General features: G+C 42.9%; 13 protein-coding genes. 5 read left to right on the forward strand and 8 right to left on the reverse strand.

Annotated features, from left to right (window positions below):
- Positions 1–254 precede the first annotated feature (254 nt).
- Positions 255–2,639, forward strand: coding sequence for a PDZ domain-containing protein (locus H8S90_RS03080; RefSeq protein ID WP_187341140.1), 2,385 nt, complete (start codon positions 255–257; stop codon positions 2,637–2,639).
- A 54-nt stretch (positions 2,640–2,693) separates the two neighbouring features.
- Here H8S90_RS03080 and H8S90_RS03085 read toward each other — a convergent pair whose 3' ends face one another.
- From H8S90_RS03085 to H8S90_RS03105, 5 genes are all read right to left on the reverse strand, one after another.
- Entirely contained in the window at positions 2,694–4,094 is a 1,401-nt protein-coding gene (locus H8S90_RS03085; protein ID WP_187341141.1) for a c-type cytochrome domain-containing protein, read from the reverse strand.
- A gap of 16 nt (positions 4,095–4,110) precedes the next feature.
- Positions 4,111–5,055, reverse strand: coding sequence for a sugar phosphate isomerase/epimerase (locus tag H8S90_RS03090; RefSeq protein ID WP_187341142.1), 945 nt, complete (start codon positions 5,053–5,055; stop codon positions 4,111–4,113).
- Positions 5,056–5,076: 21 nt separating this feature from the next.
- Positions 5,077–6,585, reverse strand: coding sequence for a DUF1501 domain-containing protein (locus H8S90_RS03095; RefSeq protein ID WP_187341143.1), 1,509 nt, complete (start codon positions 6,583–6,585; stop codon positions 5,077–5,079).
- Between the two features lie 6 nt (positions 6,586–6,591).
- Positions 6,592–9,330 (reverse strand): DUF1553 domain-containing protein, encoded by a 2,739-nt coding sequence (locus H8S90_RS03100; protein WP_255501783.1) that lies wholly within the window; start codon positions 9,328–9,330, stop codon positions 6,592–6,594.
- 235 nt (positions 9,331–9,565) lie between these two features.
- Positions 9,566–10,129, reverse strand: a complete 564-nt coding sequence (locus H8S90_RS03105) for an NADPH-dependent FMN reductase (protein WP_187341144.1) — start codon at positions 10,127–10,129, stop codon at positions 9,566–9,568.
- 216 nt (positions 10,130–10,345) lie between these two features.
- On the opposite strand from H8S90_RS03105, the gene gndA reads away from it, so the two are divergent.
- The 4 genes from gndA (at position 10,346) to H8S90_RS03125 (ending at position 16,019) form a co-directional block, all read left to right on the forward strand.
- A complete protein-coding gene (gndA, locus tag H8S90_RS03110) occupies positions 10,346–11,761 on the forward strand; it encodes an NADP-dependent phosphogluconate dehydrogenase (protein ID WP_187341145.1) in 1,416 nt (471 codons plus the stop codon).
- Positions 11,762–11,798: 37 nt separating this feature from the next.
- The gene (zwf, locus tag H8S90_RS03115) at positions 11,799–13,298 is read left to right on the forward strand and encodes a glucose-6-phosphate dehydrogenase (RefSeq protein WP_187341146.1); all 1,500 of its coding nucleotides are present in this window, start codon (positions 11,799–11,801) and stop codon (positions 13,296–13,298) included.
- A 15-nt stretch (positions 13,299–13,313) separates the two neighbouring features.
- Entirely contained in the window at positions 13,314–14,024 is a 711-nt protein-coding gene (gene pgl / locus H8S90_RS03120) for a 6-phosphogluconolactonase (RefSeq protein ID WP_187341147.1), read from the forward strand.
- A gap of 429 nt (positions 14,025–14,453) precedes the next feature.
- The gene (locus H8S90_RS03125; RefSeq protein ID WP_187341148.1) at positions 14,454–16,019 is read left to right on the forward strand and encodes a M81 family metallopeptidase; all 1,566 of its coding nucleotides are present in this window, start codon (positions 14,454–14,456) and stop codon (positions 16,017–16,019) included.
- A 5-nt stretch (positions 16,020–16,024) separates the two neighbouring features.
- Here the strand turns inward: H8S90_RS03125 and H8S90_RS03130 are convergent, their stop codons facing one another.
- The 3 genes from H8S90_RS03130 to H8S90_RS03140 all read right to left on the reverse strand — a co-directional run bounded on the left by H8S90_RS03130 (position 16,025) and on the right by H8S90_RS03140 (position 18,811).
- The gene (locus H8S90_RS03130; protein ID WP_187341149.1) at positions 16,025–16,858 is read right to left on the reverse strand and encodes a GNAT family N-acetyltransferase; all 834 of its coding nucleotides are present in this window, start codon (positions 16,856–16,858) and stop codon (positions 16,025–16,027) included.
- Between the two features lie 185 nt (positions 16,859–17,043).
- Positions 17,044–18,246 carry a carboxypeptidase-like regulatory domain-containing protein gene (locus H8S90_RS03135; protein ID WP_187341150.1) on the reverse strand — a complete coding sequence of 401 codons (1,203 nt, stop codon included), beginning with the start codon at positions 18,244–18,246 and terminating at the stop codon, positions 17,044–17,046.
- Complete coding sequence (locus H8S90_RS03140; protein WP_187342895.1) at positions 18,236–18,811, reverse strand: RNA polymerase sigma factor; 576 nt, start codon at positions 18,809–18,811, stop codon at positions 18,236–18,238. The genes H8S90_RS03135 and H8S90_RS03140 overlap by 11 nt, the downstream gene beginning before the upstream one ends.
- Positions 18,812–18,840: the final 29 nt, after the last annotated feature.

Here is an 18,840-nt window from a genome sequence, read left to right on the forward strand (position 1 = left end):
TTCCTATGAATCAGCTAATCCATCAGCTATTTTAGCCAAAGCACGCAAACGGTTGCATTACTGCAGATGCCGCGTTATAGCCGTTTACAACAAGGCTGACTTTCGTCATTCCATTCGATACGAACTCTTCTATGCCAATATTGCATAGTACTTCGCTAAATAAACGCAATGCACATAATACCTAAATACCAATCTTTGTAAACTTATAGACTTAAAGATTAGCGACGTATCTTCAAAAACAAGCACATATCGAAATGAATACACTATGCTATCGAACAACCAAATATTTACTTTGCTGTTTAATATTGGTAACCTGCACGGTTATCTGTAATGGGCAAACGAAGCAATTGTTATATGTTTCAACAACAGGTGACGACCGGAACAATGGTAGTAAAGAAGCTCCCTTTGCCAACCCCTTAGCTGCTAAAAAAGCCATAGCTGTGCTCAAAAAAAGCGGTTATACCGGAAGCATTGAATTAATTATTGAAGAAGGCACCTATTATTTAGATCAGCCAATGCTGTTTTCCGCCGAAGAGTCCGGAGAAAGAGAGCACCCGTATATCATTCGTGCTGCCGAAGGTCATCAAGTGGTTTTCAGCGCGGGTGTTCCCCTTGATCTTTCTTGGCAAAAACATGATGAAAAAATTTGGAAAGCAGCAGTTCCTGCAGGAATATCCTTTGAAACCCTGTTTGCCAATGGCAGACAGCTCATCCGCGCCCGCTATCCCAATTACGATTTCAATATTTTACCATTTAATGGTTATTCGGCTGATGCCATCAGTCAGGAAAGGACAAAAAATTGGAAAAATCCGGTAGAGGCATATATACATGCCCTCCACTCAGGACGCTGGGGTGGTTTCCATTATAAGGTAGTTGGTCGACGCGACAATGGAACACTTCAATTGACGGGCGGGCAACAAAATAATCGGCCCAGCCCTATGCATGAGACGTACCGTTATGTAGAAAATGTTTTTGAAGAATTGGATAGTCCGCAAGAGTGGTATCTTGATACCGCAGCCCGCACCCTTTATTACTACCCTGCTCCGGAAGAAGATCCAGGAAAGTTACATTTTGAAGTATCACAGTTAGAAAATATCATCACGTTGGAAGGTAGTGAACAGGATCCTATCCACGATATAATCATAGAAGGAATTCATTTTATGCATACGGCACCAACTTTTATGAAGACAGCAGAACCTTTACTTCGGAGCGACTGGACAATCTACCGTCAAGGAGCGGTGAAGATAGAGGGAGCGGAGCGATGTAAAATACGTAATGCTGATTTTAGTGCGCTTGGTGGCAACGCTATCTTTGTGAGCAAGTATAATCGTGCGATCGACATTAGCGGTAACCTTATAGAAAATATCGGTGCCGGCGCGATCAATGTTGTGGGCAGCGAAAAAGCAGTACGCTCTCCGGCGTTCCGCTATGAAGACACGGTTCCTTTGGCTGAAATGGACACCATTAGCGGACCTCAAACGATTCAATACCCAAGTGCCGTTACCATATCCGATAATCTTATACGAAACATTGGACGTATAGAAAAACAAGTAGCTGGCGTACAAATAGCTATGGCCAGCGAGATAAGTGTAATTCATAACACCATTTACAATGTACCGCGTGCAGGCATTAACATCGGTGACGGCACCTGGGGCGGCCATTTATTGGCACACAATGATGTCTTTAAAACCGTGTTGGAAACCAGTGATCACGGTGCATTTAATTCATGGGGCAGAGATCGCTTTTGGCATCCTGACCGGGCAGCTATGGATACGATCGCAGCGCAACATCCTACATGGGTAACTTTGGATGCCATTAAAACCACCGTTATTCGAAATAACCGTTTCCAATGCGATCATGGATGGGATATAGATCTGGACGATGGCTCTACCAATTATGCCATATACAATAACTTATGTCTTAGCGGGGGCTTAAAGTTACGAGAAGGCTTCTTTAGAACCGTATATAACAATGTCATCGTAAATAATGGCTTTCATCCTCATGTCTGGTTTAAAAACAGTCATGACGTATTCAGAAATAACCTGGTTATGCAAGCACACCAGGACATCCAGGTGAATTATTGGGGTGATACTATTGATTATAATCTCTATATAGATACTGCCAGCCTCCAAGAAGATAAAAAGAAGGGTATTGAAGCCCATAGTATAGTGATTGCGCCTTCCTTTATCGATCCAGCATCTGGCGATTTCCGCCTTAAAGACACCACACAGTCATACTTTACCAACTTTGATATGCATATTTTTGGAGTTACCAATCCGAGATTAAGAAAAATAGCCGAACAACCGTCAATTCCCAGATTGTTAACACAAGTAGCCAGTAACAGAAACGAAACTTTCGTGTGGGAAAAAAGTACGTTCAAAAATATTGAAACACTGGGAGAACAGTCTGCTGCTGGGCTACCAAACATTGCCGGGGTTTTACTTATAGGTATTCCCAAAAATTCCCCATTATATAAAAGTGGGTTAAAAGTCGGAGATGTGATCGTCAACTGCGAAGGTAAACAGGTCGACAACTTTCATGAGTTATTAAGAATATTGGAGAATAGCCAGTATAAAGAATCCTTGAAAATTAGCATCTATCGTAATCAGCAGATACAACCAGTAGAAGTACAACGCTAATGCAGAAAGAACTACAGCCGGTACTGGCGTGGCCCTTATCGTGTTGTTCATTTTTTAAGGAATTTTTACTTCTGATGTATCTGACATTAATGTAGGAACCTCGTAACCTCCAAAGTCAATATTTACCATTCCAAGAGCCTCGTTTAATGCACTTGAGTCTTTTTTATCTACTGCCGATTCGTAAAGGTAGACGTTCTTCAAATCAGGCATATTTTTTAGGGCAATTACACCCTGAGCCGTTACTTTGGTTCTTACAAGATTGATATACTTCAAGTGTTTCAGTTTGCTGAGGTATTGCAAACCAGCATCTGAGATAGCGGTGTTACTCAGATTAATACGCAGCAGGTTGTCAAAATTTGCTGCAACCGCTATTGCCTCATCATCTATCGATGCGTACGACAAATCTAAATAAACCAACTGCCGTTTTAACAAAACCAATTTCTCGAGCAGATCCGTGGTCACCTCTGCCGTTACAAAACTAGCCGATAAATAATTACTATTGTTAACTATTGGAAGGAGCACTACGCCCTCCTGCCTCAACTCCTCTATAACACTGGCATCGGCCTCTGGAACTTCTTGCGATAGCATTGATGATGGCTCAACCGTCTGGTCAGTTTCCACTTCTTGTTCTAGATCTAGCAGTATATCTGCAACGTCATCCTGCTGTGGAAAATCACCTACTTTCTTGTGGATATCAGCACCCGAACGTATCCACCACTCTAATAATTTAACCTCCTTTTCAGTCAACTGAGGCTTTTCTTTTGGAGGCATATGGTATTCATTCGAGACAGGCAGAAGCAACCGCCTTATCATTTCACTTTCTTCTACGTTACCCGGCACCAACGCAACACCTTCTTCACCGCCCTTCAGCATAAAATCCCGCGTGTCTAGGCGCAGCTTTCCTTTTTGTTTTTCGGAGCCATGACAGCTGTAGCATCTATTTTGCAATAAAGGTTGTACAATATCGCTATAAACCACTGCTTCCTGTACATTGGCAATTATTGGAATAGCCTCTTTTCTCTGTTCACTTTTCAGTGCGGCAGTTAAGTAATCCGAACCATGGGTTAATGTTCCGCCATAATGTCCGGCCAAGGTAATCAGTATTGCTAGCGATACGGCCATCAATTGGCGCCATATTTTTTTTAACACTACCTTGTAGATAAAGTAAAGAGTCAAGGAAACGGCAGCCACACTGATCCCCAACCATTGGTGTATATTTACTATGGTTGGGTCATAATCTTCACTTTGCGACAACATGTAGCCGCTTATCGACGAAAAAACTGCCCCTATAGCACCTAACAGATAGATTAATGGAATGGTTGATTGGACTATGGCAAACCGCTTATGAGAGGTAAGAAGCTGAAAAAAACATCCCAAAAGCAATATGCCAATCGGAAGATGAACCAGTACGGGATGAAGGCTACCTATAAAATCAAATACTGTTAAAACCACCATGCTTTATTATTCACCTTTATCCATAACGTTCGCGGAGCATCTCCATCATATAAACATTAATATCCCATTGATTGGCTACCGGCTGCCTTGTATAAGGTAAGGTTGGTAGATAGTCAGGTGGTCCAAATTCGGTCAATATCGTCATCCGTTTTCCGTCTCGCTTTTTATATGCCAGCACTTTATCCCACCAAGCTAAATGTGCTTGCAAAGCCTCCTGCCATTCCGGTGCCCGTGGGTCTCCTACCTGAGGTCCTTCGGCATGCCCTACCCTTGAATGGATATGATCTACCCGTTCCAAACATTTATTGATGACTTCGTTCTGATTGGCCAGTAAACTTTCATGAACTACACACCAATGTGAAATATCCAAAGTTAAACGTAAATCTGGTTTTTGACTGATAAATTGTTGGGTAACGGGAGCCGTATAAAGCATCCTACCTCGGTGCGTCTCGTGATAAATTGGAATACCACTTGTTTTTGCCTTTTCGGTAGTGTAGTCAATAAAACGTACATTTTGTTCATAATTAAAAAAATCACTTCCCGAATGGCAGTTGATATAAATCGGTTTTTGATCGTTGTTCTGTAAAGAAGCATCTACACTTTGTACGAATTTTTCAAAATGGTCATCCACGTCATCGCCACTACCTCCACAAAGAAAACCAACCTGTAGGTTATGCCTTTTTAAGGCAGTAAAAAGTTCTTTACGGGCTACCTCGTTATCCCCTGGCCACCAAAGCTCCACACCATCATAGCCCGCTTGTTTGGCTTGGGCACAAAAGTCTGCTATCGTTCCACCGAAGCCCCAATTGGTCGCCATAAACAGTAATTCAAATCCTGTTTGTGCAAAAACCGGCACAGGTTGGTGCTTTCCATGGGCCATCAATTTACCAAAGGGCCCCAGTAGCCCCCCAGTAGCAGCTATTGCTGTTCTTTCTAAAAATAGTCTTCTATTCAAGGACATTCTGTATTCTCTTTTAAGGGGTTAAGCTATAACATCATGAATTACATTTCCCGCTACGTCTGTCAATCGAAAAGGTCTACCCTGAAAAGTATAGGTAAACTGTTCATGATCGAAACCTAACTGATTTAATATAGTGGCCTGTATATCAAAAGGATCTACTTTCCCTCGAATAGCACTATAACCAATTTCATCTGTCTCCCCATAGGTAAATCCCTTTTTCACGCCTCCTCCGGCCATCCACATCGTAAAAGCCTCTGTATGATGGTCTCTGCCGTTGTATGGATTTTTTACGCCATTTCTGTTTTCAAGCATTGGCGTGCGACCAAACTCTCCACCCCATACTACTAGGGTATCATCTAGCAATCCCCGCTGTTTCAGATCTAAAATCAATGCGGTTATGGGCTTATCAATACTTCTGCACTTATTCTTCAAACCGATATTGAGCGAATTTTGCGGCAGGTCTCCATGTGCATCCCAGCCCCAATCAAAGAGTTGAATAAACCTTACTCCCTTTTCAACCAGTTTTCTAGCGAGCAGTACGTTGTTGGCAAAACACGCTTTACCGGGCTGGGTACCGTACATTTCATGAATATAGGGTGGCTCGTCTTCAATATTCATCACCTCCGGAGCGGCAATTTGCATACGGTAAGCCATTTCATATTGCGATATACGCGATAAGATCTCCGGGTCATTATAATGAGCATATTCTTGTTCATTAGCCGCATTGATTGCATCTATTGATGCCTTGCGTAAGTCACGGCCCATTCCTTCAGGATCTTTTATAAACAACACGGGATCACCTTCACTCCTACACTGCACACCCTGATAGACAGACGGCAGAAAGCCACTTCCCCATATACTTTTACCGGCATCAGGAAAACTCCCACCACTGGTAAGCACCACGAAACCCGGTAAATTCTGATTTTCTGTACCCAGACCATAAGTCACCCAACTTCCTATACTAGGATTGCCCAAACGCGCACTGCCCGTATGCATTAACAACTGTGCGGGAGCGTGGTTAAACTGATCTGTTGTGACGGCCTTAAGAAAGGTCACCTCATCTACTATGGTAGAAAAATGAGGTAAATTGTCGCTTACCCATGCACGGCTTTCCCCATATTGGGCAAATTTCGCTTGTGGCCCCAGCATCTTGGGTACGCCGGTAATAAAGGCGAACTTCTTCCCCGCTAAAAGTGATTGCGGACAGTCTTGCCCGTCCATTTTTTCCAGCTCAGGTTTATAGTCAAACAATTCCAACTGAGATGGCGCTCCCGCCATATGCAAATAAATAACACTCTTTGCTTTTCCCAAGAAAGGTGGTGCTTTTGGCAAGAGCGGTTTTGCCGGATCAAAAACTACCGGATTTCCCCCTTTTGGTTTACTGCCGCAGCTTCCTAAGAATGAACCGATAGCTAAAGCACCTAAACCCATTGCACTTTCTTTTATAAAGTGTCTCCGAGTAAATGCTTTAAGTTGTGCTTGCCGTGCTTCACGAACTAGCCGATGTAGGTTTAATTCATCTCTTGTCATAACATTTCAGTTCTTTGTCACCATCTCATCAAAATTAAAAAGGGTATTGGCCACAACCAACATAGCCGCAGTTTCCGCATCCCCATCGGCATCTTCACCTAACATTTCTGACACCCTCGCGGGATGTGTTTGATAATCTGCTAAAGCCTGTTCATACAAGCCACTTAAAATTTTGAGTTTAGCTGCCGGGATCGATTTATATGTCATCCAATGATACCCATTGGCTATCTGATCATGCACATTATCACCTCCTTCTTTCTGCATCCGTCTCACAAAATGTTTTGCAATATCGATATATGCCGAATCGTTGAGCGTTACCAGTGCTTGTAAAGGCGTATTTGTACGAATTCTTCGCGGACTACACACTACCCGCTGTGCACCGTCAAAAGTGATCATAGAAGGATAGGGCGCTGATCGTTTCCAGTAAGTGTATACCGCCCGTCTATACTGCTCTTCATCAGTGGCATTTACCCATTTGGCACTATTGTAGGGAGAGTTCCATATCCCTTCTGGCTGCCACGGCATCACTCCTTTCCCAAACATCTTATCACTTAAAACACCACTTGCAGAAAGGTACTGATCGCGAACCTGTTCTGCACTGAGCCTAATTCTAGGGCCACGTGCATAGTACTTATTAAACAAATCTCTTTCTTTTAGCTCTTCACTAACTTTTGAGTCCTGCCGATAGGTCGCACTCATTACCATTGCTTTGATTAGTTTTTTCACGCTCCAATCAAAATCATGCATGAACTGCCAAGACAAATAATCCAATAATTCTTTATGCGTGGGTTCCATACCTTGCGTCCCCATATCTTCCAATGTTTCAACGATACCTGTTCCAAAAAGCTGTTCCCATACACGATTGACCATTGTTCTCGAGAGTAAAGGGTTCCTCTTATCTGTCAACCATTGGGCAAGACCCTTTCTATTTTTTGGCGCATCGCTGGGCATTGCATATTTAAAAGCTGAAGGTACTCCCGGCTCTACCTCTTTTCCATGCGATGTCCACACTCCTCGCTCAAACACAAATGTTTTACGTGATCGATTAGCAGGGTTTTCTACCATTATAGGTGTGGTATTGTATACATCAGCGTTTAAGAGCGTCCAGTAAAGGGCCTTATATTTCTGATACCCGGGCCGGTCCTTTCCAGGAAATTGAGGCGAAAAATGGAACCAGTCAAATTGTATGGTCACTTGATCGTTGTCTGTAACAGCAGGGTTTCGGTAATTGATGTAAACATCGTGGATGCCAGACTGGGCGGCAAAATCAACAGGCAAATTTCGAAAGCCTTCCCCTCCTGCCACCTTCCATTCCGCAAGCAACGGACCGTCGGGTTTATCCAAACGCAATTGCATGATTCCCCCCTGTACACTGGAGGCATACCGATATATCAACTGATCTACACCCTCTAGATCAACTTGTGCAATTCTTGCTGAACTGTTGTTCCTAAAAAAGAGTGCTATATTATTATTCCCGATCACAGCATTCGATAAGCTGTCTGTAGTGGTAGAATTGATACTGGGTTGACCAGTTTTGAGAAATTTATAAATTTCCCTTGCATGTTCAGGCGAAACATTTTCCTGTAACCAATTCGTCAGTTCCTCCAGTTTCTGCTGTTGGGTATCATCGTAATGTTTTAAAATGGGGTACTCTGCAGAAACATCTTCGTCCCTAGTATTATTAAAATAAGCCATAAATTTATAATATTCATCATGCTCAATGGGATCATAAGGATGGCTATGGCATTGCACACAAGCAAACGTTGTACTTAATAGTCCTTCCCAAGTGGTATTCACTCTGTCAATAACTGCAGCAACTCTATATTCTTCATTGTCTGTACCCCCTTCATCGTTACTCATCGTATTCCTATGGAAAGCAGTGGCTATATACTGTTCATCTGTAGGATTTACATAAAAATCGCCCGCAATTTGGTCAGTAATAAAATCGTTATAGGGTTTATCATTATTAAATGCTCGGATAACCCAGTCACGATATTGCCAGATATTCCTTTCGCCATCAGACTCGTAACCTTTGGTATCGGCATAACGGGCCACATCCAACCACATGGAAGCCCATTTTTCACCAAAACGAGGGGAAGCCATCAACGAGTCTACTAAAGACTCATAGGCTTTATCGGTATCAGAAGCATTTAAAAAAATATCAGCCTCTTCTTTGGATGATACCATTCCGATTAAGTCCAAACTGAGCCTTCGTAATAAGGTAGGTTTATCTGCCGTGACAGCAGGTGTTAGTTCTTCCTTTTCGAGCCTATCGTATATAAACCTATCAATATCATTAATTGCCCATCCTTTTCCTGTTTTTGGCACATCCACTTCCTCCACAGGCAAATACGCCCAATGATCCCCCCACTTCGCCCCTTGCTTTATCCATTTCTTGAAAACATCAATTTCCTGCTTACTCAATGCTTCATGTTTATAGGGCATTCTTTCTTCCGAATCGTCTGTTAACAGTCGCTTTATAAATTCACTATCCTTGGGATTCCCTGGAATTATTGCAGGCTTACCGCTATTGGTTTCGGCTAATGCTTCTTTATGAAAAAGCAAACTAAAACCCCCTTGTTTCTTAACGCCTCCATGGCATGAAATACATTTTTTATTGATAATAGGTTTAACATCAACGTTAAAGTCGATCGCTCTTTCGTTTGGTGTCAATAGCACACTTGATAGTATGATGAAAGAAAGCATTAATAAAACCAGCAGTTTCTTATTCAGCAAAAAATTCATAAACTGTAGTAGGTTTATAATAAACCGCACTTCATCAGGCACTTACTATGCCGAGCGCAGTAACGTTCATTTGGTATCTTGATAAGCTTTGCAAACCGCAAGTGCCTATCTTCAGTGCAAGACACTTAAAACCAACACTTTTACAAGACTTCCAGCGATATTTTTATCTTTTTTTCCTTAACTTTTTACCATACATCAATTGACAGTCTACATAATGGAGGTACTTTTGTAGTGGTCAAATCCGCTCCATCCTTTGTTTGGCTTCCATGTGCCATAAAAGTGCACGTACGAAAGTATGCGCACGTTTATCCGTACGTTCTTTTTCGGTGGGGTTACCCGCTTCATCAAAAACCTCTTGCACCTTAGATATAGGAAACATCGCGGGAACCATAACGGCACCTATTTTCCATAAAACAAATACTAAGGAAGCCATCACTTGAGCTCCACCAAATGGCCCAGCAGAGACTGTAGCAAGTGCGATAGGTTTCTTTTGCCATTCATCGTATAGTAGATCAATCACATTTTTTAAGCTTGATGGGTATCCTCCATTATATTCAGGTGTCACTATAATAATACCTTCTGCTTCTTTTACTTTTGCTGCAAAATCCAAAATTTCTGACGAAGGACTTTCCAAGAATCTAAGTCGTTCTTCAAAAATAGGGAATTGGTAGGCATTCAAATCCAACACCTCTACTGTTGCCAAATCATTTCCCGTGATGTACTGTTGAAGATATAGGGCTACGCGATGACTATTACGGTTATTTCTCACACTTGTTGAAAGAATAGTTATTTTTTGCATGGTAGATTAGTTTAACTAATTGACACGGACGAATAAATGCAATTTACGCAGATTGCACATAAATCCCAAATCGGCCCGGCTTAGCGGCAGAATATAAAATAATTGCACAAACCTAACAGTTTAACTGGTTGAAAAGTATAATTTAGTGCTATAGTTACCTCCAATGAAGAGATAGCACAGACAAAAGCTTTTAAACAAAAAATCATTAGCTCATATATGGAATCATTTGATTTTGGAATAGTAGGCCTAGGTGTTATGGGTAGAAATCTATTACTCAACATGGCCGACCACCATTTTGCCGTTGCCGGACTTGATTTAGATCCCGCAAAGGCCAGCTCGCTGGAACAGGAAGCGGCTCATGGACATCAGGTAAAAGGTACTACCTCTCCCGAAGAATTCGTAGGCTTATTAAAAAAACCTCGTGCTATAATGCTGCTGGTGCCTGCGGGGCCACCGGTAGATGCCGCAATACAAACACTTTTACCCTATCTAGCGGAAGGCGATATCGTCATAGACGGTGGTAACACCTACTTTCCGGATACCGACCGGCGCGTCAAGGCCTTGGCGGAACAGCATATACATTTCTTTGGCATGGGAATTTCGGGAGGAGAAAAAGGCGCTCGCTTTGGCCCAAGTATGATGCCCGGAGGAAATAAGGAGGCCTATGAACGCTTACGCCCGATATTTGAATCAATCGCCGCTAAGGTTGATGGCGTACCGTGCGTTGCCTACTTAGGTAATGGCTCTGCCGGAAATTATGTAAAGATGGTGCACAATGGTATTGAATATGCAATCATGCAGCTTATTGCCGAAACCTATGATCTCTTAAAGAGGGGCTTTAGCTTCAATGATGATCAAATACAACAAACCTTTGAAGATTGGAATCGAGGCGAGTTACAATCTTTCCTGATCGAAATTACGGCAGCCGTATTAAAAAGGAATGATGACGATACAGGCCAGAGATTAATCAATCTCATTTCAGACCGCGCCCGATCCAAGGGCACCGGTAAATGGACTTCGCAAAATGCGATGGACCTGCAAGTTCCAATACCTGCTATTGACGCTGCTGTCATCATGCGTGATTTATCAACATATAAAGAAGAACGTGTACAGGCGGCGCAAAGACTACCTTGGCAGGCAGACACCAAAGCCTCACTGGCGAATCCTCATAGCGAGGTTCAGGAGAAGCTGAAAAATGCCTTTTATTTTGCGATGATAACCATTTATGCCCAGGGTATGGCACAATTGCATGTCGCTTCAACGGTGTATAATTATGGACTGAACCTAGAGGAAGTGGCCAAAATATGGCGTGGCGGTTGTATCATTCGGGCGCGTTGCCTAGAAGATTTTAGACAGGCTTACACAAGGGAGGCAAGCCTTCCTAACCTCTTACTTGATGAAGAAATTGCCCATACACTACTCGACAGGCAGGCGCACATACGTACAGTTGTAAAAGATGCTGTGGATTTAGGTATACCTATTCCTGTTTTTATGGCTTCATTGGCCTATTTTGACGCCTATAGAAGCGCTGTACTTCCTACCAACCTTATTCAGGCGCAACGTGATTATTTCGGAGCCCACCTGTATGAGCGCACCGATAAAGACGGGATTTTTCATACACATTGGGATTAATTTTTTTATTTACGTACCAGACAAGCACTATTTCAAGATGAAAACAGGTAAAAAGGCAACCCCAACCATCATCATTATTTTCGGGGGCACAGGAGACCTCGCCAAAAGAAAACTGATTCCGGCATTCTATAACCTCTTTCTCGACGGGTGGATGCCAGAAAACTTTGCCATTGTCGGTTTAGGGCGGACAGATCTCGATGATGAAAAATATACTGAAAGATTACACGAAGGTTTAACAGCATTTTCGAGAAATGGAACCCCAGCAGCAGAACAATGGGAAATTTTCAAAGCGAATGTTACTTACTTCCAGTCAGACATCAATAATATCGACGATTACAAAAAACTTGCCGTTCAATTAGATCAGCTAGATGAGCAATGGGGTATACATGCCAATCGTTTGTTCTATCTATCTGTTGCACCACAATTTATTGAAACGGTTACAACAAACATTAATCTTTCTGCCCTAGCCACAAAACCTGCTTCTGATCGGATTGTCATTGAGAAACCTTTTGGATACAACAAAGAAACCGCCATCGCTTTAAACAATATGCTTACCAGCACTTTCCAGGAGGAACAGATATACCGTATTGATCATTATTTGGGTAAAGAGACCGTGCAGAATATTTTGGCTTTTAGATTTGCCAATGCCTTGTTTGAGCCTTTGTGGAATCGCAATTACATCGATTATGTACAGATTACAGTGGCTGAACAAGTGGGTGTAGAAGAGCGCGGCGGCTACTATGAAGGTTCTGGAGCTTTACGAGATATGATACAGAATCATCTATTACAAATACTTTGTATGGTGGCCATGGAGGCTCCGGTTTCTTTTGAAGCTGAAGAGATACGTAATCGAAAAGTAGATGTCTTGAGAGCGGTGCGGCGCATCAAAGAGGAAGATGTTCATCGATATGCTGTGAGAGGACAATATAACGACGGCTGGATACAAGGAAAAAAAGTTCCCGGCTACCGAAAAGAAGGGGGGGTATCGCCTACGTCCAATACAGAAACTTATGCTGCTATTAAATTTTATCTCGATAATTGGCGATGGCAAGGCGTTCCGTTTTATTTGCGCACGGGTAAAAGGATGCAGGAGAAAACCTCCTCCATTACCATTCAATTCAGGCCTGTACCCCATTCAACATTTCCTGACAACCAATCGGACAGCTTGATGCCTAATCGGCTCACCATTAACATTCAGCCTCAGATGGACATTCGTTTACGATTTATGGCAAAAAAAACCGGTCTGGAAATGAACCTGAATCCTGCTGAAATGATCTTTGATTACGATACCTGCTCCACACAAACGCCCGAAGCCTATGAAACGCTTCTGCTCGATGCTATGCGGGGTGATGCTACCTTATTCATGCGGTCCGATCAAGTGGAAGAAGCTTGGGACGTTATTATGCCGATTTTGGAGGTGTGGGAGTCGAGAGATTCGCTCGATTTTCCAAATTATGCTTCGGGCACCTGGGGGCCGGAAAATGCTGAAGCCTTAATTGCCAGAAATGGACATGTTTGGGCACTTAATCTTCACTAAAAACAAAATAAAAAAATGGTAAAGGTTTTTAAGAACTTAGATGAACTTAGTCATGCCGCTGCGACACTATTTACACAAACTGCCCAACAAGCTATCGCTGAGCGCGGACGCTTTACCGTGGCACTAACAGGAGGAAGTTCCCCTGCTCATTTATATAAATTATTGACGCAGTCGCCTTATCAAGAGCAGATTGCTTGGGAGCGGGTCTTCGTTTTCTGGGGAGACGAACGTTGGGTTCCATTAGAAGATGATAAGAGTAATGCTAAAATGGCTTTTGAAACACTGCTCAATCATGTTCCGATACCTAGGGAACAACTATTCCCGATGTGGGCAGCTGGAGTTGAGCCCACCGAATTTGCAGCGCAGTATGCGCGTACCATCCAACAGCATGTTGGCGCTTCACCTCAATTTGATTTTGTATTATTAGGCATGGGAGAAGACGGCCACACAGCGTCTTTATTTCCAAATACTTCAGTGCTACAGGAAAAATCAAAATGGGTCGATGCATATTATCTTGCACCGCAGCACATGTACAGGATAACCTTAACCGCCCCTATCCTCAACCAAGCAAAAAAAATAGCTGTAATCGTCTTTGGTGAAAATAAAGCGCAGGCATTATACGAAGTGTTAAAGGGAAAGAGAAATCCAGCTCAATACCCCGCTCAGCTCATTCAACCACAACATGGCGAGCTGATTTGGCTCGTAGACCAAGCAGCCAACAGATGAGCAGTTTTATATTGTGGTCATTTATTTGATTGGCAAAACGATTAAAATAGGCTCCATAAACGGAGCCTATTAAGGTTGATTCGCCCTGTAGTCTTCAAAAAATCTTCTTAAGTAAAGCTAATGGTAAACAGACGGAATCTCTCTACCCATATTTTTTTACATAAAGTGTGAAAACAAGAGAAAAAATGTGCAAATTTATACCACTTAACCATTCCTCAGTAAAAACAGCCAACTGAAAAGCCGCTGGCCATAAATGCTCATATACCGCATGGCTCTTTGTCCCTTTTGATTTATAAAAATTAGATAAAATGCTTCAAAGCATCACTCAAGAGAGAAACAGTGTAAAATTTACATTAGAAAACACCCCTTAATATGTAGAATGAAAACATTTTACTATAATAGAGGAATTTTACCAAAGACAGCTAGTTCATGAGACACCCATTCCCCTTTACCTATTATGGTATTTTCATCATCTTCAGTTTTGCATTTTTTGCATGTTCGTCAGAAAAAAATAAACCACGTATTGCCATTGCAGGTTTGGGAATTGAATCAAGCACCTTTTCTCCGGCGTTGACACATGAGGAAGCTTTTCACCCACGTTATGGAGCGGAGGTGATGGACTACTACCCTTTTTTCTCACCAGACTCCGTACTCTACGAAGCAGCAGACTGGGCACCAACTTTAATAGGAAAATCCTTGCCTGGCGGTACTGTTACCAGAGAGGCCTACGAGTCGTTGGTAACTAAAACCTTAGATTCACTACAGCAAAACGGGCCTTATGATGGCCTCTATTTTGATATCCATGGTGCCATGAGTGTAGTGGGGCTTGACGATCCCGAGGGAGACTTTATCAGTCGGATCCGCGAAGTTATTGGTACAGAGACCATCATTTCTACTTCAATGGATTTGCATGGGAACGTTTCTCAACGTCTGGCGCAACATACCGACCTCATCACCTGTTATCGGATGGCTCCGCACGAAGATGCCATGGAAACTAAAAGACGCGCTGTGGCCAATCTTGTGGAACGAATCAAGAATGGCAAAGGAAAACCGACCTACAAAGCTTGGGTACCTATTCCTGTACTTCTTCCCGGAGAGAAAACCAGCACGAGAATAGAACCTGCAAAAAGCGTTTATGAAGCTGTAGCTCCCGCTGCTGCGCAGGATGGCATTATAGATGCAGCGATATGGGTAGGCTACGCCTGGGCCGACGAACCCCGCAATCATGCTGTTGTTATGGTTACGGGAGACGATAAAGAAAATGTCGGCAGTACTGCCGAAAAACTTGCGCAAAGTTTTTGGGATGCCCGGACAGACTATGCCTTTGTAGCGCCTACAGGCTCACTAGTTGAATGCCTAAATCAGGCTTTGAAAAGTAAAAAACGTCCATTTTTTATCAGCGATTCGGGCGACAATCCTACTGCTGGTGGTGCTGGAGATGTAACCTGGACCATCACGGAGATCCTTAAACGTCCTGAGTTCAAAAAGCCCAACGGCCCTTCACTCATCTATGCTTCCATTCCGGGTCCTGAATTAGTCGAAAAAGCAATTGCCGCCGGAGTAGGAAATCCCGTAGAAGGATATGCCGGTGCGGCGGTAGACGACAGATATGCCCCCCCTGTTCACCTTACCGGAACCGTGGAAGCAATAGAACAGGGCGACAGAAATGCAGAAGTGGAGGTAGTTGTCAAAGTAGGAAGTGTACATGTCATTGTAACCAAAAAACGTAAACCTTATCATAAAGAAAACGATTTTACAAGACTCGGTCTTCAACCAAGGGAATCAGACATCGTGGTAGTTAAGATCGGCTACCTGGAACCAGAACTTTACGCCATGCGGGCCGATTGGCTCTTGGCGCTTACGCCCGGTGGTGTAGACCAAGATTTGGAGCGACTGCCTTATAAGCGGATACAACGTCCAATGTTTCCCCTAGATAAGGATATGGACGATCCTGATCTTTCAGCAAGGTTTATCCCTTCGTCCGGGGAGCAGTAATTTATTTACTCCGAAAATCCGACATCAAGGAACTCTTCTACTTGTAGATAACCGATGCTTTGATAGATCCTATTGGATGCCGGATAATCTTTATCGGTAAACAGGCCACAGGCATTGCCTTTCGCCAATATATGCTCGCTCAGTTGCTTCACGCAATTGGCGGCATACCCCCTTCCCCTTGCTTCCAAGGGGGTGTACACTAATCCAATGATCGAAATATGATCTGTCTGCCGGATAATCGCCGCCATACTCACCGGTTTTGTCTCTTTTACCCAGCAAAAAAGAGATCCAGACGTAATCAATGCACGGATTAATTTACAGATTGTTTCTTCGCTCTTCGGAGGAAACAAGCCAACTTGATCATAAAACTGCATTGCCCATTGAGACAACTGTTCGAAGTGACCAATTGTTGCTTGCTTAAATTGCCCTTCAGTCGACAATACCCGCCTCGTTTCATTTAAGCCATACAGATATAACCCTTTCACCTGTTGAACGGGCTTTGGAAAGCAACTGATAAAAGTTTCCGCCTCATGCAACGGCCCTACTACACCTTTTAGGCCGCTATAATGTTGAGTGAAGTGCTTAGCGATTAACTTGATCGGTTCTTTATCACATGTTACTAATGCCAGAACAGCCTTAGCTGGCGTTTTTATTGCACTGGCCATCACCTGTCTGCCTTGAAAAACATTTATAAATTGGCTCTCCTCACTTGGTGCTGTCTGATTCGCTATTTGATTGCAGACGCCAATAATCAAATTATTTGCTAACTCGTGCTGCAAAAGGACTTTTTTAGTCACTAAAAGGTATTGCACTACTTTCTTATAGCTTTTTAACTCCATTTATCCCACATTTTACAATAACATTTAAGCTAAAGTTTTCATATTGACGAGCTTAATCAACGCCGTAAATGTATTTATGACTTCTACAGTTTACAATAACAAAAAAGGAATCAGAACAGCATTTATATATTGGAGAACAACGCTGAATGATATAAAAACCGCAACTGACTTAATGACAAGAACTATCAATGAAATATAATGTTTATCTGCAATTCATCTGTTGAAGAGCTCTGATCTTTTACCCAAGTGGATCCTTTCCTTAGGATTTCAATAGCCTTTTGATTAAGCGCCTCACTTGCCCCTTCAACGACACGAATAGCTATCGGTTTTCCTTGTTCATCTATCTTAAATGCCAAGGTAACTCTCGTCTGGATACCTGAAGGAGTTACGGCAGATCGGTCCAGATATTCCCGATAAGCTTTCCAACCGATTGCAGGCAACGCTTTTGACTGACGGGGCCTACTATTCCCAACAACAAACTCCTCCAGGGAGTCCTGCGTGTAAGAAACCCTGGCAAAGCTATCCTCCTCCCCGCTAACAACCACTATTTCGCTAAGTTCTGCCTGACTAGGCTCCATTGCAATCACTAAGCTATCACGCCTTGTAGCGTCAACGCGCTGCTGTTCATATCCTATATAGGAAATATCTACCCGTGGGCTATCAGCCGGAATTGGAAGTTCGAAGCTTCCAGTTGCGTCGGTAGTGATACCATCTTGCTGCCCAACTTGTTTAACCATAGCCCCCATTAAGGGGGTATTGGTTTGTTTATCCACTACTATACCTTTCGCTACAGCAGTTTTACGGTTTGCTGTCGTTCCTTTTGTACTCGCAGCTGATAAACTAGGCCTGAGAGTTTTCGTCTGCGATTGCCGACTAGCAAGTAAACGATCCTTGCTTTCGTTACGAACGTCCTCATTGGTATCCCTGTTTACTTGTTCTTTATCATTTTTTTGAACAGCCGGCGCTTCTTTTACTTGTGGAGTCTCCGCCGTAGCGACCAACCTGTCTGTATCTTTCCGTGGGTTCTCTGCAGTATCCTGTTGCATGGGCACTTGCTCAGCAATTTGCTGTTTTGGCAGTGAGGTATCCTTATTCAACAACCAAAAGCCAACGCCAATAACGGCAAATACCATTGATGCCGCAACAGCCCATACCTTCCAGGAATTACTAGATACATTTTTCCGTTGTATGCGCTCATGCAAGAGCTGCTCAATAGTCCCAATATTTTGCTTGTGCTGTTGCTCTTCAGCACTTTCCATACCGAGCATAACGTCCATCAATAGCGGATCATCCTGTGCTTGCCGCTCCAGCTCATACATCTCCCGGGCGTTTAACTCCCCATTGAGGTATTTCCTTACCTGTTCTATGTCGGGCTTTTTATGCTTCACGATTCTTCTCCATACAAATTTTCAGATTCCGCTTTCCATTCTGAATATAGCTTTTCACTTCTTTTAGGCTGTATCCAGTGATATCCACAATCTCTTTATAACATTTTTCATTCAAAAAGAACAGATCAACGCTCTTTTTCTGTCGCTCCGGAAGTTTTTCTATGCAACGTTCCAGCGCCGAAAGCGCGCCTTCTCTTTCATCTGACTCCTCAGGATGCTTATTTATAGGAAATTCCACAAATTCATCCAAAGATACGTACTGCATCTTTTTTTCTGATCGTATTTGCATCAAACAATGGTTCCGACTCAATACATACAACCAAGTAACAAAACGCTTGATTTCCTGTTTGTTTACTTTCACCACCAATTCTTCAAATATCTGCATCACGGCATCCTTACTTCGCTCACTGTCCCGCAGGTAGCGAAAACAGACATAATAAACCATTTCGGCATGTCTTTCGAACAGTTGTCCCAACACTACCAAATCACCTGTTGCACGATAGCGTTCCAGCAACACATCGTCATCTTCAAGTCCTTTTTTCTTGGAGTATTTGAACCAGTTCATTTCGTCGTTCAAAATAATTTTTTTTTATC

Origin of the sequence: Olivibacter sp. SDN3 (genome assembly GCF_014334135.1) — a bacterium.
Lineage (GTDB): Bacteria > Bacteroidota > Bacteroidia > Sphingobacteriales > Sphingobacteriaceae > Olivibacter.

Bases quoted from the DNA above. Each gene is read 5' to 3' on its own strand.
- H8S90_RS03080 (WP_187341140.1), top strand. From the start codon at position 255: ATGAATACACTATGCTATCGAACAACCAAATATTTACTTTGCTGTTTA.
- H8S90_RS03085 (WP_187341141.1), bottom strand. From the start codon at position 4,094: ATGGTGGTTTTAACAGTATTTGATTTTATAGGTAGCCTTCATCCCGTA.
- H8S90_RS03090 (WP_187341142.1), bottom strand. From the start codon at position 5,055: ATGTCCTTGAATAGAAGACTATTTTTAGAAAGAACAGCAATAGCTGCT.
- H8S90_RS03095 (WP_187341143.1), bottom strand. From the start codon at position 6,585: ATGACAAGAGATGAATTAAACCTACATCGGCTAGTTCGTGAAGCACGG.
- H8S90_RS03100 (WP_255501783.1), bottom strand. From the start codon at position 9,330: ATGAATTTTTTGCTGAATAAGAAACTGCTGGTTTTATTAATGCTTTCT.
- H8S90_RS03105 (WP_187341144.1), bottom strand. From the start codon at position 10,129: ATGCAAAAAATAACTATTCTTTCAACAAGTGTGAGAAATAACCGTAAT.
- gndA (WP_187341145.1), top strand. From the start codon at position 10,346: ATGGAATCATTTGATTTTGGAATAGTAGGCCTAGGTGTTATGGGTAGA.
- zwf (WP_187341146.1), top strand. From the start codon at position 11,799: ATGAAAACAGGTAAAAAGGCAACCCCAACCATCATCATTATTTTCGGG.
- pgl (WP_187341147.1), top strand. From the start codon at position 13,314: ATGGTAAAGGTTTTTAAGAACTTAGATGAACTTAGTCATGCCGCTGCG.
- H8S90_RS03125 (WP_187341148.1), top strand. From the start codon at position 14,454: ATGAGACACCCATTCCCCTTTACCTATTATGGTATTTTCATCATCTTC.
- H8S90_RS03130 (WP_187341149.1), bottom strand. From the start codon at position 16,858: ATGGAGTTAAAAAGCTATAAGAAAGTAGTGCAATACCTTTTAGTGACT.
- H8S90_RS03140 (WP_187342895.1), bottom strand. From the start codon at position 18,811: ATGAACTGGTTCAAATACTCCAAGAAAAAAGGACTTGAAGATGACGAT.